The sequence below is a fragment of the Rhodococcus pseudokoreensis genome, from assembly GCF_017068395.1.
Lineage (GTDB): Bacteria > Actinomycetota > Actinomycetes > Mycobacteriales > Mycobacteriaceae > Rhodococcus_F > Rhodococcus_F pseudokoreensis.
Genome location: NZ_CP070619.1, coordinates 6,668,687 through 6,683,272, shown reverse-complemented (window position 1 = coordinate 6,683,272; position 14,586 = coordinate 6,668,687). Strand labels below are relative to the sequence as shown.

The following is a 14,586-nucleotide window of genomic DNA, read 5'->3' as shown; positions in this document are numbered from 1 at the left end:
ACTTACGCGTCGGCTTCCTCGAGAAGGTTGCGGGTGCGGTTCGGGTCCACCGGGATGCCCGGGCCGGTGGTGGTCGAAACGGTGACCTTCTTGACGTAGCGGCCCTTCGCGGAGGACGGCTTCGCACGCAGGATCTCGTCCAGCGCGGCGCCGTAGTTCTCCACCAGCTTGGCGTCGTCGAACGACGCCTTGCCGATCACGAAGTGCAGGTTGGCCTGCTTGTCGACGCGGAAGTTGATCTTTCCGCCCTTGATGTCCGCGACGGCCTTCGTGACGTCAGCCGTCACGGTGCCGGTCTTCGGGTTCGGCATCAGGCCACGCGGTCCGAGGACGCGGGCGATGCGGCCGACCTTGGCCATCTGATCGGGAGTCGCGATGGCGGCGTCGAAATCGAGCCATCCACCCTGGATCCGCTCGATGAGGTCCTCGGCGCCGACGGCGTCGGCTCCAGCTGCCTCGGCCTCGGCGGCCTTCTCTCCGACTGCGAACACGATGACGCGGGCGGTCTTACCGGTGCCGTGCGGCAGGTTGACCGTGCCGCGGACCATCTGGTCCGCCTTGCGGGGGTCGACGCCCAGACGAACTGCAACCTCGACGGTCGCGTCCATCTTGCTCGACGACGTCTCCTTCGCCAGCTTCGCAGCCTGCAGCGGGCTGTACAGCTTGTCGAAGTCGATCTTCTCAGCGGCGGCGAGATACGCCTTGCTGCGCTTTGCCATTTCTTCTGTCCTAACTTCTCACCGCAGTGTGTGTCTCGTCTGCGGTGGTGAATGGTTCAGTAGTGGTCTGGGCCTGGCCGGCCCTCCCACGCTTTCTTCGACGGCGGTGCCGTCAGACGATCACGACGGCGGTGCCGTCAATCGATCTGGCTGACTCAGCCGTCGACCGTGATACCCATCGAGCGTGCGGTGCCGGCGATGATCTTCGCGGCCTGCTCGATGTCGTTCGCGTTGAGGTCTTCCTGCTTGGTCTTCGCGATTTCGCGCACCTGATCCATGGTCACGGAAGCGACCTTGGTCTTGTGCGGCTCGCCGGAGCCCTTCTGCACGCCTGCAGCCTTGAGCAGCAGCTTGGCAGCCGGAGGGGTCTTCAGCTTGAAATCGAAGGTCCGGTCTTCGTAGACCGAGATCTCGACCGGCACCACGTTGCCGCGCTGGGACTCAGTCGCCGCGTTGTAGGCCTTGCAGAACTCCATGATGTTCACGCCGTGCTGACCAAGCGCGGGACCCACGGGCGGTGCAGGGTTAGCCTGACCGGCCTGGATCTGAAGCTTGATGAGCCCTGCGAGCTTCTTCTTCTTGGGGGGCATCTCGATTTCCTAATTCTTGCTGGGTGTGTTTCTTGCTACTGCAGTGCAAGTATGTGGCGCTAGATCTTCGCGACCTGCGTGAAGGACAACTCGACCGGGGTCTCGCGACCGAAGATCGAGACCAGGACCTTGAGCTTCTGCTGTTCGGCGTTGACCTCGCTGATGCTGGCGGGCAGCGTGGCGAACGGGCCGTCCATGACGGTGACCGACTCGCCGACCTCGAAGTCGACCTCGATGAGCGGCTTCGCGAAGCTTTCTCCGCCGGTCTCGCCGGCCGCAACGGTTGCCGCGGCAGCCTGCTTCTTCTGCTCCTGCTGCGGGAGCAGGAACTTGATCACCTCGTTGAGGGTCAGCGGGGACGGACGCGACGTCGCACCGACGAACCCGGTGACGCCGGGCGTGTTGCGCACGGCTCCCCAGGACTCGTCGTTGAGTTCCATGCGGACCAGGATGTAGCCGGGCAGAACCTTGCGGTTGACCTGCTTGCGCTGCCCGTTCTTGATCTCGGTGACCTCTTCGGTGGGAACTTCCACCTGGAAGATGTAGTCGCCGACGTCGAGGTTCTGGACACGGGTCTCGAGGTTGGCCTTGACCTTGTTCTCGTAGCCCGCGTAGGAGTGGATGACGTACCAGTCACCGGGTGCGCGACGCAGAGCGGCCTTGAGTTCCGCAACGGGATCCTCGGGTTCTTCAGCGGCAACAGCCTCTTCGGCGGTCACGGCCTCTTCGTCGTCGACAGCCTCTTCGGCAGCATCAGCCTCTTCGGCAGGCGCCTCGTCCTCGATGATCTCGTCGGCCGGGGCGTCGTCGGCGACGTCGTCACCGAAGATTCCCGCGGCGGTGCCCTCGTCGGCAGCCTCGACATCCACTTCGGCTGCCGCCTCGGCAGAAACACGCTCTTCGGCCAAGGCCTCATTCGTGTCGTTCTCGGGGGTGCTCACTGGGGCACTCGCTTCCTCTCGTCACTCACATACTTCGGATCCACCGGGGCGGATTCCGTCAACTGAACAACCAGGTGACGCCTTTGATGACCGCCAGATCCAACACGCCGATGAACGTCACCATGAAGACCACGAATGCCAGGACGACGCTGGTGTAGGTGATCATCTGCTTGCGATTGGGCCAGATGACCTTGCGCAGCTCGGCGATGACCTCGCGGAAGAACCGGCGCAGGCGCTTGAAGATGTTTTCCTTGCGCGGCCTGTCGGCGCGATCCTTCTTCGCCGGCTTGACCTTGGTGGTCGTGTCCGACTTCGACTGTTCCGGTGCCTTCACGGAACTCGCGGCGACCTCGGTGCCTGCCGGAGAACGACGGCCCTGGCGCTTACCGCTGGGCTTTCCCGAGGGAGTGGCGGAACGCGTGGTGGTGGCGTCGGCCGCGGTGTCGTCGGCACCGTCCGGGCGCGTGGACCCTGAAGTGTCGCCGTCGCGCTTGGCGCGCTCCTCGCTCACGTCGTTCCTCTCAGTCGCTGGCATCCGGGGGCAGGGGCGACAGGACTTGAACCTGCAACCTGCGGTTTTGGAGACCGCTGCTCTGCCAGTTGAGCTACGCCCCTTTGGTCGGGAGACCTGGTCCGAATCTAGCCTCGGACCAATTCTTGACCGACCTCTCTGTGATTACATGACACGCGCGCCACCCTTGCCGGCCGTACAGCACCGTAGGGCAGCGCGCAGCGCTGAGTAATCCCAGAAATCTCAGTGTACTTCAAAGCCCCGGAACAAACCCAATCCACCCGGCTGTCAGGCCAGACGGACCGTTGCGGTGGCGCGACCGAAGATCTTCTTTCCCTCGGAGCGCGCCACGATCGCGACTACTGCTGTCTTGCTTTCCTCGTCGAGCGACTTCACCTTACCGGTGTACTCGACCTGCGCGGCCTCGTCCTCACGGACGTAGACCGAGCTCGTGAAACGAACGTTGTATTCCTTGACCGCACCCGGATCGCCGAGCCACGACGTGACGAAACCGCCGCCGAGACCCATGGTGAGCATTCCGTGCGCGATCACGTTGTCCAGACCGGCGAGCTTGACGACCTCGTCGCTCCAGTGGATCGGGTTCGGATCGCCGGACACGCCCGCGTAGTTGACCAGGTCGCCACGCGTGAGCTTCACGATGCGCTCGGGGAGTTCCTCACCCACCGAGACGTCCTCGAACTTACGAAGCGCCATGCATGATCACGTCCTTGACTGCGTGAGCGATGTTCTCGTCGACCTCGCCACCGGTACGCGCGACGAGCGTGGTCCACGTGGTCTGGACGAGTTCGTCGTACTGATCGGTGACGATGTTCTTGGTGACGATGATGTCGCTGCCACCCATCTGACGGAACGACTCCAGGTAGACGTCGCAGACCAGCCGGTCGCCGACCTTGATCGGCTTGTGGAACTCGAGCCGCTGGTCGGTCTGGAGGATCTGACTCGGGTCGTAGCCGGTGACGATCTCCTTGAAGAGGCGTCCCTGGGCGATGATGCCGACGAGCGAGATGAACGTCAGAGGGGCGAGGAGACCGTCGTAGCCGAGGCCCTTGGCGGCTTCCTCGTCGTGGTGAGCGGGGTGCCAGTCCTGCACGGCACGCGCGTACTCGCGCACCTTCTCGCGTCCGACCTCGTAGAAGTCGTCGACGCGGTAGTGGTGCCCGACCATCGCCAGTGCGTGCGCGGCAGGATCAGCAGGAACAGCCGCGGGCACGTATGCCTCTGTCTCTGTCACAGTGTCAGTCACGCGAAAGAACCTCTTCTACCCTTGACGTCAGCGCGTGAGGGCAGCCTAGAGGACTCCCTTCGCGAACGCAGTCCTTGTCCGGACCGTGTTACTTGGACTCGCGATGCGACTGGTGAGTTCCGCAGTTCGGGCAGAACTTCTTGATCTCCAGGCGATCGGGGTCGTTACGCCGATTCTTCTTGGTGATGTAGTTGCGGTGCTTGCATACCTCGCAGGCCAAAGTGATCTTGGGCCGAACGTCAGTCGAGGAGGCCACGGGATGCCTTCTTTCGGGTGAATCTGATTACGAACAATCAGGGTGGATCATGCATATTGTGTAGCGGTGACCGGACTTGAACCGGCGACGCAACGATTATGAGTCGTTTGCTCTACCAACTGAGCTACACCGCCTCGGTGTCGAGTGTCGCGCACCAGGCGCTCCACTTCAATCCAGCGAGCCCCCTAACGGAATCGAACCGTTGACCTTTTCCTTACCATGGAAACGCTCTGCCGACTGAGCTAAGGGGGCGTGCTTCGCTCGCACATCGCTGCGCGCTGAAGCCTTGACGAGATTACACAGAAGTTCCGACCAGAAACAAATTGGCTGGTCAGCGGCTTTCGTACGCCGCTGCACCCGACACTACGCGTCTCCGGCCCGCTCCGGGCCGGGTCAGCAGGCCAGGCCCGGCCTCTCCCACGAACGACAGAACCCCGGTGAGCTGTCGCTCACCGGGGTTCTGTGTGTGGCAGATGTAGGATTCGAACCTACGTAGGCATAAGCCGACGGATTTACAGTCCGCTCCCATTGGCCGCTCGGGCAATCTGCCGGGGTTGCACGAGGAGCGCGAAATCTGTGGGAAATCGCTCTCCGCTGCGGAAAGAAGAATACAACGAACGGCCCCCCGTTTTGCAAACCGGGTGGATACGGGCGGTTGCGAACCGATAGCGTCGAATCTGCTCGCCGGTATTCGGCGGGCCCCCGGCCGGGTCGCGGCGGGGAGAACCAGACGAAACCGGGAGTGTGAAGTGGCTGATTCGTCCTTCGATGTGGTGAGCAAGGTCGAGCGTCAAGAGGTGGACAACGCCCTGCATCAAGCCGGCAAAGAACTGTCGACCCGGTTCGACTTCCGGAACACGGGAGCATCGATCGAATGGTCCGGCGAGGAAACCATCACCCTGACGGCCGACACGGAGGAGCGACTGCTCGCCGCTCTGGACGTCTTCAAGGAGAAGCTGATCCGTCGTGACATCTCCCTGAAGGCGTTCGACGCGGGCGAGCCGGCGCAGTCCGGAAAGATCTACAAGCTGTCGGGCACCCTCGTCCAGGGCATCACCACGGAGAACGCCAAGAAGATCTCCAAGAAGATCCGCGACGAAGGCCCCAAGGGCGTCAAGGCGCAGATCCAGGGTGAGGAGCTGCGGGTGAGCAGCAAGAAGCGCGACGACCTGCAGGCCGTCATCTCACTGCTGAAGGGTGAGGACTTCGGGATCGCGCTGCAGTTCGTGAACTACCGGTAGGCGCTCCGCGCTCGTGCGTGGTTGACGAGTCCCTGCACTCGTCGACCACGCACGGGCGGCGAAGCCGCCTATCTGCCTGCCATGCGCTCGAGGCGCTCGATCCGCTCGGCCATCGGCGGGTGGGTGGAGAACATCCGGCTCATCTTCTCGCCGGTGCGGAACGGGTTGGCGATCATCAGGTGCGACTGCGCGGCGAGCTGAGGCTCGGGCGGCAACGGCGCGGCCTGAGTGCCACGTTCCAGTTTTCGTAGCGCTGACGCGAGCGCCAGGGGGTCGCCGGTGAGTTCGGCGCCCGACTGGTCGGCCTGGAACTCCCGGGACCGCGACACCGCGAGTTTGACGACGGTGGCGGCGATGGGCCCGAGCAGCGACACCAGGAGCAGCGCGATCGGGTTCGCGCCCTGTCCCCCGCCGCGGCCGCCGAACATGTTGGCGAACATGGCGAAGTTCGCGAGGCCCGACACGACCGCCGCCATCGCGCCTGCGACCGACGAGATCAGGATGTCGCGGTTGTAGACGTGCGACAGTTCGTGCCCGAGCACGGCCCGGAGTTCCCGCTCGTCGAGGATCTGCAGGATGCCGCTGGTGCAGCAGACCGCCGCGTGGCGGGGACTGCGCCCGGTGGCGAACGCGTTGGGCGCGCTGGTGGGGCTGATGTAGAGGCGCGGCATCGGCTGGTGCGCGGTGGTCGCCAGTTCCCGGACGATGCGGTAGATGACCGGCGCCTGGACCTCGGTGATCGGCTGGGCGTGCATGGCCTTGAGCGCCATCTTGTCGCTGTTGAAGTACACGTACGCGTTCATGCCCACCGCGAACACGATGGCCAGCAGCAGAATGGTCGGGTTGCGGAACAGGGCGCCGATGAACACGATCAGCGCCGACATGCCGACCAACAGAACCAGAGTCTTCGCCCCGTTTGCGTAGCGCACGTCACGCCTTCCTTGTCGTTGTCACCCGATCACGATCGCCCGAGTTTCGCGATCTTGATCATTCAACGAAACACGGTGGCGGGACGGTTCCCGTTCGGCGGACGAGATCGGGTGAAGACGAGTCCGGGTACTGACGATACGGCTCAGCCGACGCGCTCGATCGTGTAATCGACGAGCTTCACGAGGGCGTCGTTGGCGGGGCCCTGCGGCAGTTCGGCGAGCTGGGCGCGGGCCTGGACCGCGAACTCCTCGAGCTTCGCCTTGGCTGCGGCCATACCGGGTGAGCGTTCGAGGAGCGCGAGCGCCTCGGCGACGTCGTCGTCGTCGGTGACCGGACCGTCGAGGAGCACGCGCAGGCGGTCGGCCTCGGGACCCTCGTCGCGCAGCGCGTACAGGACGGGCAGCGTGTGCACGCCCTCGCGCAGGTCGGTTCCGGGCGTCTTGCCGGACTGCGCGGAGACCGAGGAGATGTCGATGATGTCGTCGGAGATCTGGAAGGCGGTGCCCACGGCGTCACCGAGCCGTTCGAGCCGCTTCACGTGATCGGCGTCCGCACCGGAGAACGTGCCGCCGAAGCGCCCGCACGCCGCGATCAGCGAACCGGTCTTCTCCCAGACCACCTTGAGGTAGTGCTCGACCGGATCCTGCTCGCCGCGGAGCCCGATCGTCTCGCGCATCTGGCCGGTCACGAGTTCGGCGAACGTCTCGGCGATGATGCGGACCGCCTCGGGGCCGAGCGTCGACACGAGACGCGACGCGTGGGCGAACAGGTAGTCGCCGGCGAGGATGGCGACGCTGTTGCCCCACCGCGAGTTCGCGCTGGGCGCGCCGCGGCGCATCGACGCCTCGTCCATCACATCGTCGTGGTACAGCGTGGCGAGGTGGACCAGCTCGACGACGGTGGCCGCGGTGACCACCGACGGATCGGAGGCCTGGGGTCCGAGCTGGGCGGTGAGCACCGTGAAGAGGGGGCGGAAACGCTTGCCTCCCGCCTTCGCGAGATGCAACGCCGCCTCCGTCAGAAAATCCTCCCCGTCGGAGAGCTCACTGACCAGCAGTTCCTCGACTTGCTTCAGTCCTTCACGGACCGTGGCGGCGAGCTGCGGGTCGCCGAGATCGATCCCGGCGACCGTAGTGCCCACTACAGCGTCGGCAGCGGTGTGTGCTGCGCCCTCGGTGCTCACGTTCTCAGTACCCATTCCTGTCGTCAGTGACGGCGCGGCTCCGCGCCGTCGGTGGCGGCTCGGCTACCACGGTAGTGAACCTAGCGGTTCCGCCGCCCGTCGGCCTCGCCGCGGTCGTGTAGCGAAGCCTGACAGGATGTAGGCGTGGTCGCAGCAGAACAGTCGCCCGCGGGATCCCCGCTTCCCACCGCCACCGACGTCCTCGTCATCGGTGCTGGTCCGGCCGGGTCGTCCGCTGCCGCCTGGGCGGCGCGCGCGGGACGTGACGTGGTCCTCGCCGACGCGGCGGTGTTTCCCCGCGACAAGACGTGTGGCGACGGACTCACCCCCCGAGCCGTCGCCGAACTCGATCATCTCGGCCTCGGCGACTGGGTGCGATCGAAGGGCACCAATCGCGGGCTCAGGCTCAGCGGGTTCGGGCAGGAGCTCGAACTGGAGTGGCCGGGCAGGTCGTTCCCGGCCGTCGGCAGCGCCGTGGCCCGCACGGAGCTGGACGACCGGATCCGCGCGACTGCCGTCGACGCCGGAGCCGCCATGGTGCAGGGCGCCAAGGCGATCGGCGTCGAACGGAGCGGCGACCGGGTGACGGCGGTGACCCTGAAAACGGCCGACGGCACCCACACCGTCTGCTGCCGGACGCTGATCGTCGCCGACGGCGTCCGCTCCACGCTCGGCAAGCAACTCGGTCGCGAATGGCACCGCGACACTGCATACGGTGTGGCCGCCCGCGCCTACATCGCCACCGACCGCAGCGCCGACCCGTGGATCACGTCCCACCTCGAACTGCGGGACGCCGCAGGGACGCTGCAGTCGGGCTACGGCTGGGTGTTCCCCCTCGGCACCGGCGAGGTGAACATCGGCGTCGGCACCCTGGCCACCGCCAAACGTCCGGCCCCCGGCGCGCTGCGCCCCCTCCTGGACCTGTACACGGCGCAGCGCCGCGACGAGTGGAACTGGGACGGGGAACTGCGGGCCGTCGCGTCGGCGTTGCTGCCGATGGGCGGAGCGGTGTCGCACATCGCGGGCCGGAACTGGGCGATCATCGGCGACGCGGCGGCGTGCGTGAACCCGCTGAACGGCGAGGGCATCGACTACGGGCTCGAAGGCGGGCGCCTGGTCGCGGAGATCCTCGACGCCGGCGACCTGACGCAGCTGTGGCCGTCGATTCTGCGGGAGCGGTACGGCCGGGCGTTCTCCGTGGCGCGCCGGCTCGCCGGACTGCTGACCGTGCCCCGGGTGCTGCCCGCGTCCGGCCCGGTGGCGATGCGCTCCCGCGCGCTGATGACCGTCGCGGTGCGTGTCATGGGCAACCTCGTCACCGAGGAGGACAGCGACCTCACCGCCCGCGCGTGGCGGGCGTCCGGCCTGGTGTCGCAGAAGGTCGACTCGCGACCGCTGTTCGGCTGAAAATCAGCGCGTGGCGCGGTGCAGGGCGACCACACCGCCGGTGAGGTTGCGCCACTGCACGTTCCGCCACCCGGCCGCCTCGATACGCAGCGCGAGTTCCTGCTGGGTGGGCCAGGCGCGGATGGACTCGGCGAGGTACACGTAGGCGTCGGGGTTGCTGCTGACGGCGCGCGCGACCCGCGGCAGCGCCTTCATCAGGTACTCCATGTAGACCGTGCGGAACGGCCCGAACACCGGCGTCGAGAACTCGCTCACGACGAGGCGCCCACCGGGCTTGGTGACCCGTGCGATCTCGCGGAGACCGGCGTCGAAGTCGGAGACGTTGCGCAGCCCGAAGGAGATGGTGGCGGCGTCGAACACGGCGTCGGCGTAGGGCAGGTGCATCGCGTCGCCCGCGACCATCGGCACCCGGCGGCCGCTGCCTGCCTGCAGCATCCCCTTGGAGAAATCGGTGGCCACACACCAGGCGCCCGACCGTCCGAGTTCGACGGTCGACACGCCGGTCCCGGCGGCGAGGTCGAGGACCCGCTCCCCCGGCTTCAGGGCGAGAGCCGACCGCGTCGCCTTGCGCCAACTGCGATCCTGACCGAACGACAGGATCGTGTTGGTGAGGTCGTAGCGCTTCGCGACGCCGTCGAACATCGACGCGACCTCGTGCGGATCCTTTTCGAGCGACGCCCGCGAACCGTGTGTAGTTGCCACGCCCGAAACGCTACCAACCGTGCCCGGCGCCGGCGTCGGCACCGGGCACGGTGGCGAGGCGGTCACTTCTTCGAGACGCGGACCAGCTTCTTGTTGACGAACTCGTCCATCCCCCACGGACCGAGTTCACGGCCGACGCCGGAGCGTTTGACGCCGCCGAACGGCAACCCGGGGAGCGTCGTCCCGTGTTCGTTGACGTACGCCATCCCGACGTCGAGTCGGTCGGCCACGTCGCGGGCCCCGTCGAGGTCGGTGCTCCACACCGAGCCGCTGAGACCGTAGGCGGAGGAGTTGGCGAGTTCGACGGCCTCGTCGGCCGTCGCGACCTTGTACACGACGCCGACCGGCCCGAACAGTTCCTCGCTGTACGCGCGCATCTCGGGAGTCACGTCGACGAGCAGCGTCGGTTCGACGTAGGAGCCGGGGCCGTCGATCTTCTTGCCGCCCGCGAGGAGCGTCGCGCCCTTGGCGACGGCGTCCTCGATCTGCTCGATCAGGGAATCCGCGGCGGTCTGCGAGGACAGCGGCCCGAGAACGGTCTTGGCGTCGAGCGGATCGCCCGTCGGTGTGGCCTTGAACGACTCGGCGAGCTTCGCGACGAACTCGTCGTAGTTCGGTTCCGTCACGATGAACCGCTTCGGCGAGTTGCAGGCCTGGCCGGCGTTGGACAGGCGGGCCCGCGTCGCCGTCTTGACGGTGGCGTCCATGTCGTCGGTGTCGAGGACGACGAACACGTCGGAACCGCCGAGTTCGAGGACGACCTTCTTGAGGTTGCGGCCCGCCGTCTCGGCGACGCTGATCCCGGCCCGTTCACTGCCGGTGAGGGAGACGCCCTGGACGCGGGGATCCGCGATCATGTCGGCGATCTGCTCGTTGGTGGCGAACACGTTGACGTACGCGTCCTCCGGGAGGCCGGCCTGCCGGAAGATCTCCTCCATGAGCAGCGACGACTGCGGACAGTTCGGGGCGTGCTTGAGCAGCACGGTGTTGCCCAGCACGAGGTTCGGTGCCGCGAAGCGGGCGACCTGGTAGTACGGGTAGTTCCACGGCATCACGCCGACGAGCGCACCGATCGGCCTGCGGTAGACGACGGATTCGTCGGCGCCGGGCACGTCGAGTCGTTCCGCCTCCAGCAGTGCGGGGCCGTTGTCGGCGTAGTAGCGGTAGATCGCCGAGGACAGCTTGACCTCGCCTTTGGCCTCCCGCACTGGCTTGCCCATCTCGAGGGCGATCATCCGCGCGAGTTCGTCCTCGCGCTCGGCGTAGAGGTCGGCGGTGCGGCCCAGAATCCGGGCTCGTTCCTCGGCGGAGGTCGTCCGCCAGCTCAGGTATCCGCTGTGGGCGCGTGCGAGCGCCGACTCCACTCCTGCATCGTCCAAGGTCTCGAATTCCCGGACGGTTTCACCGGTCGCGGGATTGACAGTCTTGTACTTCGCCATACCCCGGGCAACGACGAGCCGGTCCCTCGAATTCCCCGCCGACGCCGATCCGCCGGTCAGGCGGCCCGGGTTTCGCGAAAGCCCTGACCGCCGGCGACCGCCGCGTAGTGGCCCAGCAACTCGTCGCAGATCGCGGGCCACGTGCGGTGCAGCACCGACTGCCGGGCGGCCTCCCCGAAGCGGGCCCGCATGCGACGGTCCCGCAGCGCGTCGACGGCGCTCGGCAGCAGTTCGCCGAACCGGTCGACCGGGAGCAGGTAGCCGTTGCGGCAGTGCGCGACCAGATCGCGGGGTCCGCCGGCGTCCGGTCCGATCACCGGCACCCCGCTGGACAGCGCCTCCTGCACCGCCTGGCAGAACGTCTCGTGCTCGCCGGGGTGGACGAAGACGTCCAGGCTCGCGTACGCCTCGGCGAGTTCCGCACCGCCGAGTTGGCCGGTGAAGACGGCGTCGGGCATCAACCGCTGCAGGCGGCTCCGTTCGGGACCGTCGCCGACGATCACCAGCCGCACCCGCTGATCGCCCGCCAGCGCGGCGAGCCGCTCGACGTGCTTCTCGGGTGCGAGCCGGCCCACGAAACCGACGACCAGCCGGTCGGAGCCGCCCAGCCAGGAGTCGCGCAGTCCGGTGCTGCGGCGGGACGGCGCGAATCGAGTGGTCTCCACCCCGCGCGCCCAGCGGTGGACCCTCGGAATCCGCTGCTCGGCGAGGGCCTCGACCGCCGACGTGGACGGGGCGAGGGTGCGCGTGCAGCCTCGGTGGATGCGACGCGTCCATGCCCACGCCGCCCGGCTGGTGATGCCGAGACCGTAGCTTTCCGCGAACCCCGCCACGTCCGTCTGGTACACCGCGACCGTCGGGACGTCGAGCCGGTGCGCCGCACCGAGCCCGCCCGCCCCGAGGAGGAACGGCGACGCCAGATGCACGACGTCGGGGTCGAACGCCCGCAGGGCGGCAGTGAGTCCGGGTTGCGGCAGACCCACAGGCAGCGAACTGACCTTCGGAACCATCACCGCGGGCACCCGGTGGACGGGCACACCGTCGTGTTCGGCCGGCGCGGGCGCCTGCGATCCGACCGTGTCCGGGGCGACGACCATCGCCTGGTGTCCGGTGCGCTGCAGATGGTCGAGAACCCGCAGCACCGAGTTGGTCACACCGTTCATGTTGGGAAGAAACGATTCCGCGACGATGGCTACTCTCACGCACTCAGCGTGGCAGTGCTCGTGGTCACAGCAGCGAGAACGACGTGACTGTCGCGCGAAGTTCCGGGAAATTCAGGATGACGCTGCCGGCGCGGATTCCGCCGAGATCTCCCGTCGCCGGAGATACCAGAGCACCGGTCCCGCGATCAGCCACGTCACGACGATCAGCGAACCGGCGGGGATCACGGCCACGCTGGCGTCGCGCCCGGACACCCGCACCAGATCGGGGTCGCTGCGCGCGTACTCGACGTCGATCCGCTGACCCACCGTGAGGTTGGTCGGGTACAGCACACCGAGTTCGGGGTTGTGCGTCACGCCGTCCGGGGTGACGAAGCTGATGGCCGACCGCAGCGACCCGGCCGACAGCACCTCCGCCGTGGCCACGCCGCGGTCGGATTTGATCGTGTGGTCGTTGCGCCAGGCTGCGAGGACGAGGAGGACTGCCAGGATCGAGATGCCGATCGCCGCCACCAGCACCCCTCGCCGGACCCGCCGTGTCACCCGCGCATTCACAGTTGTGCCCGCACCGCGGCGTGCAACTCGCGCAGCCCGGAACGTTCGGTGGTCACCTCGAGCACCCGGATTCCGCGATCGCCGGGCGCGTCGGGCGCGCTCAGCCGCGTCGAGAGTTCACCCAGACCCACCAGGTGATGCTCCACCCGGTAGGCGGCGCAGAGTGCGGCGAGATCCATCCCGTGCGGGGTGCCGAAGACCCGCTCGAACACCCCGGCGTACTGGGGATCGCCCTGTTCGAGCAATTCGAAGATGCCGCCACCGTCGTCGTTGGCGACGACGATCGTCAGGTCCCGGGGCCGCGGTTCGCCCGAGCCGATGAGCAACCCGGACGCGTCGTGCAGGAACGTGAGGTCGCCGAGCAGGGCCACCGTGCGCCCCTCCTCGTAGGCGAGGGCCGCCCCGACGGCCGCGGACACGGTGCCGTCGATGCCGGCGACGCCCCGGTTGGACAGCACCCGGACCTTCGGCGCCGGATAGCTGACGAGCGCGGCGTCCCGGACGGGGTTGGACGCCCCGAGCAGCAACTGGTCGCCGTCGGTCAGGGCGTCCATGACGGCGGCCGCCACGTGGAGGCCCGTCGCCTTCGGGTGTGCGGCGAGTTGCTCGCGCACCGCCTTGTCGGTGTGTTCGGACAGCGTGCGGCACCGGTTGATCCAGGCCCGGTCCGGTTCACCGGTCACCACGGCGCGGGTTCCGGTGGCCAGCACGTTCCCGGACACGTCGGGCCAGCGGGGGCCGGTGGTGAGCGCGTAGACGGCCACCGCCGGATCGGCGAGGACCTTCGACACCGACCGGTGGAGGGTGGGGCGTCCGGTGATGACGGCCTGCCGCGGCTTGAGCTGCGGCAGCGCCATCGGATGCACCGGGATGCCGTGCAGGGGCGCGGTCGGCTCGGCGACCGTCGGAAGTCCGGCGAGTTCCGGTCGCAGCGCCGATCCGTGCCCGGAGATCACGATGGTGTCAGCGGTGATGTCGAGGTCCATCGCCACGTCCAGCGTCGCGTGCTGGGTGGTGGTCCACGCCGCCCCAGCCGGACGTCCCTGCGGGACCGGGCCCTGCGCGTGGACGTCGGGGACGAGCGGTTCCCGGAGCGGGATGTCGAAGTGGACGGGTCCGGCGTTGCCCGACCTGGTGCCGCGCGCGGCGGCGAGGACCCGGCAGACCGCCGAACGCCACTGGCTGTTCTGCGCTGCGTCGTCCTCGGCCAGGCCGAGGCTGATGGTCGCGCGCACCTGGCTGCCGAACAGGCCGAGTTGCTCGATGGTCTGGTTGGCGCCGGTGCCGAGCATCTCGTACGGGCGGTTGGCGCTGAGCACCACCAGCGGCACGCGGGCGTAGTTCGCCTCGAGGACGGCGGGACCGAGATTGGCGACCGCGGTGCCGGACGTCATGACGATCGGGACGGGACGCTTGCCTGCCACGGCCAGGCCGAGTGCGAGGAATCCCGCGGTGCGCTCGTCGATGCGCATGTGCAGCCGCAGTCGGCCCTCGAGGTCGGCGGCCTGCAGGGCGAACGCCAGCGGCGCATTCCGCGAACCCGGGCAGAGCACGACCTCGCGTACTCCCCCGCGGACCAGTTCGTCGACGACCGCGGTGGCTTGAGCAGTGGACGGGTTCACGCCATCAAGAGTGTCAGATCCTCCGGCACCCCCGTCCGGCGACCTGGCCGGGTGAGTTCACGGCCA

The 14,586-nt window shown here is 67.6% G+C and carries 16 protein-coding genes and 4 tRNA genes; 2 read left to right on the top strand and 18 right to left on the bottom strand.

All coding sequences use genetic code 11. The features are described from left to right. Nucleotides 1–2: 2 nt before the first annotated feature. The 11 genes from rplA to JWS13_RS35665 form a co-directional block, all read right to left on the bottom strand. Nucleotides 3–719, bottom strand: a complete 717-nt coding sequence (gene rplA, locus JWS13_RS35715) for a 50S ribosomal protein L1 (protein ID WP_087561603.1) — start codon at nt 717–719, stop codon at nt 3–5. Nucleotides 720–874: 155 nt separating this feature from the next. Then, complete coding sequence (rplK, locus tag JWS13_RS35710) at nt 875–1,309, bottom strand: 50S ribosomal protein L11 (RefSeq protein WP_005252095.1); 435 nt, start codon at nt 1,307–1,309, stop codon at nt 875–877. A gap of 59 nt (nt 1,310–1,368) precedes the next feature. Beyond that, the gene (gene nusG / locus JWS13_RS35705; protein WP_206010083.1) at nt 1,369–2,250 is read right to left on the bottom strand and encodes a transcription termination/antitermination protein NusG; all 882 of its coding nucleotides are present in this window, start codon (nt 2,248–2,250) and stop codon (nt 1,369–1,371) included. 58 nt (nt 2,251–2,308) lie between these two features. Further along, a complete protein-coding gene (gene secE / locus JWS13_RS35700; RefSeq protein ID WP_206010082.1) occupies nt 2,309–2,761 on the bottom strand; it encodes a preprotein translocase subunit SecE in 453 nt (150 codons plus the stop codon). A 31-nt stretch (nt 2,762–2,792) separates the two neighbouring features. Further along, nucleotides 2,793–2,865, bottom strand: a tRNA-Trp gene (locus tag JWS13_RS35695). 184 nt (nt 2,866–3,049) lie between these two features. Further along, entirely contained in the window at nt 3,050–3,475 is a 426-nt protein-coding gene (gene hadB, locus JWS13_RS35690; protein ID WP_005252091.1) for a (3R)-hydroxyacyl-ACP dehydratase subunit HadB, read from the bottom strand. Beyond that, the gene (hadA, locus tag JWS13_RS35685) at nt 3,462–4,025 is read right to left on the bottom strand and encodes a (3R)-hydroxyacyl-ACP dehydratase subunit HadA (RefSeq protein ID WP_043824409.1); all 564 of its coding nucleotides are present in this window, start codon (nt 4,023–4,025) and stop codon (nt 3,462–3,464) included. The genes hadB and hadA overlap by 14 nt, the downstream gene beginning before the upstream one ends. 88 nt (nt 4,026–4,113) lie before the next feature. Next, nucleotides 4,114–4,281, bottom strand: a complete 168-nt coding sequence (rpmG, locus tag JWS13_RS35680; RefSeq protein WP_005252089.1) for a 50S ribosomal protein L33 — start codon at nt 4,279–4,281, stop codon at nt 4,114–4,116. A gap of 61 nt (nt 4,282–4,342) precedes the next feature. Beyond that, nucleotides 4,343–4,415 (bottom strand) — tRNA-Met (locus JWS13_RS35675). A gap of 45 nt (nt 4,416–4,460) precedes the next feature. Next, nucleotides 4,461–4,533, bottom strand: a tRNA-Thr gene (locus JWS13_RS35670). A gap of 215 nt (nt 4,534–4,748) precedes the next feature. Next, nucleotides 4,749–4,831, bottom strand: a tRNA-Tyr gene (locus tag JWS13_RS35665). A 199-nt stretch (nt 4,832–5,030) separates the two neighbouring features. On the opposite strand from JWS13_RS35665, the gene JWS13_RS35660 reads away from it, so the two are divergent. Next, on the top strand, nt 5,031–5,522 hold the full coding sequence (locus tag JWS13_RS35660; RefSeq protein WP_206010081.1) for a YajQ family cyclic di-GMP-binding protein: 492 nt from the start codon (nt 5,031–5,033) through the stop codon (nt 5,520–5,522). A 68-nt stretch (nt 5,523–5,590) separates the two neighbouring features. Here JWS13_RS35660 and htpX read toward each other — a convergent pair whose 3' ends face one another. Together htpX and JWS13_RS35650 are read right to left on the bottom strand one after the other, a co-directional pair. Continuing rightward, on the bottom strand, nt 5,591–6,451 hold the full coding sequence (gene htpX / locus JWS13_RS35655; RefSeq protein ID WP_206010080.1) for a zinc metalloprotease HtpX: 861 nt from the start codon (nt 6,449–6,451) through the stop codon (nt 5,591–5,593). A 143-nt stretch (nt 6,452–6,594) separates the two neighbouring features. After that, nucleotides 6,595–7,650, bottom strand: coding sequence for a polyprenyl synthetase family protein (locus JWS13_RS35650; RefSeq protein ID WP_225929422.1), 1,056 nt, complete (start codon nt 7,648–7,650; stop codon nt 6,595–6,597). A gap of 129 nt (nt 7,651–7,779) precedes the next feature. On the opposite strand from JWS13_RS35650, the gene JWS13_RS35645 reads away from it, so the two are divergent. Next, nucleotides 7,780–9,042 carry a geranylgeranyl reductase family protein gene (locus JWS13_RS35645; RefSeq protein WP_206010079.1) on the top strand — a complete coding sequence of 421 codons (1,263 nt, stop codon included), beginning with the start codon at nt 7,780–7,782 and terminating at the stop codon, nt 9,040–9,042. A gap of 3 nt (nt 9,043–9,045) precedes the next feature. On the opposite strand, the gene JWS13_RS35640 is transcribed toward JWS13_RS35645, so the two are convergent. From JWS13_RS35640 to menD, 5 genes are all read right to left on the bottom strand, one after another. Further along, nucleotides 9,046–9,744, bottom strand: coding sequence for a demethylmenaquinone methyltransferase (locus JWS13_RS35640; RefSeq protein WP_124395075.1), 699 nt, complete (start codon nt 9,742–9,744; stop codon nt 9,046–9,048). Between the two features lie 62 nt (nt 9,745–9,806). Then, nucleotides 9,807–11,183 carry an NAD-dependent succinate-semialdehyde dehydrogenase gene (locus JWS13_RS35635; protein WP_206010078.1) on the bottom strand — a complete coding sequence of 459 codons (1,377 nt, stop codon included), beginning with the start codon at nt 11,181–11,183 and terminating at the stop codon, nt 9,807–9,809. Between the two features lie 56 nt (nt 11,184–11,239). Next, nucleotides 11,240–12,385: a glycosyltransferase family 4 protein gene (locus JWS13_RS35630; RefSeq protein ID WP_206010077.1), complete on the bottom strand. Its 1,146-nt coding sequence runs from the start codon at nt 12,383–12,385 to the stop codon at nt 11,240–11,242. Nucleotides 12,386–12,457: 72 nt separating this feature from the next. Then, the gene (locus JWS13_RS35625; RefSeq protein WP_206010076.1) at nt 12,458–12,898 is read right to left on the bottom strand and encodes a DUF3592 domain-containing protein; all 441 of its coding nucleotides are present in this window, start codon (nt 12,896–12,898) and stop codon (nt 12,458–12,460) included. Continuing rightward, entirely contained in the window at nt 12,895–14,520 is a 1,626-nt protein-coding gene (menD, locus tag JWS13_RS35620) for a 2-succinyl-5-enolpyruvyl-6-hydroxy-3-cyclohexene-1-carboxylic-acid synthase (protein WP_206010075.1), read from the bottom strand. The genes JWS13_RS35625 and menD overlap by 4 nt, the downstream gene beginning before the upstream one ends. Nucleotides 14,521–14,586: the final 66 nt, after the last annotated feature.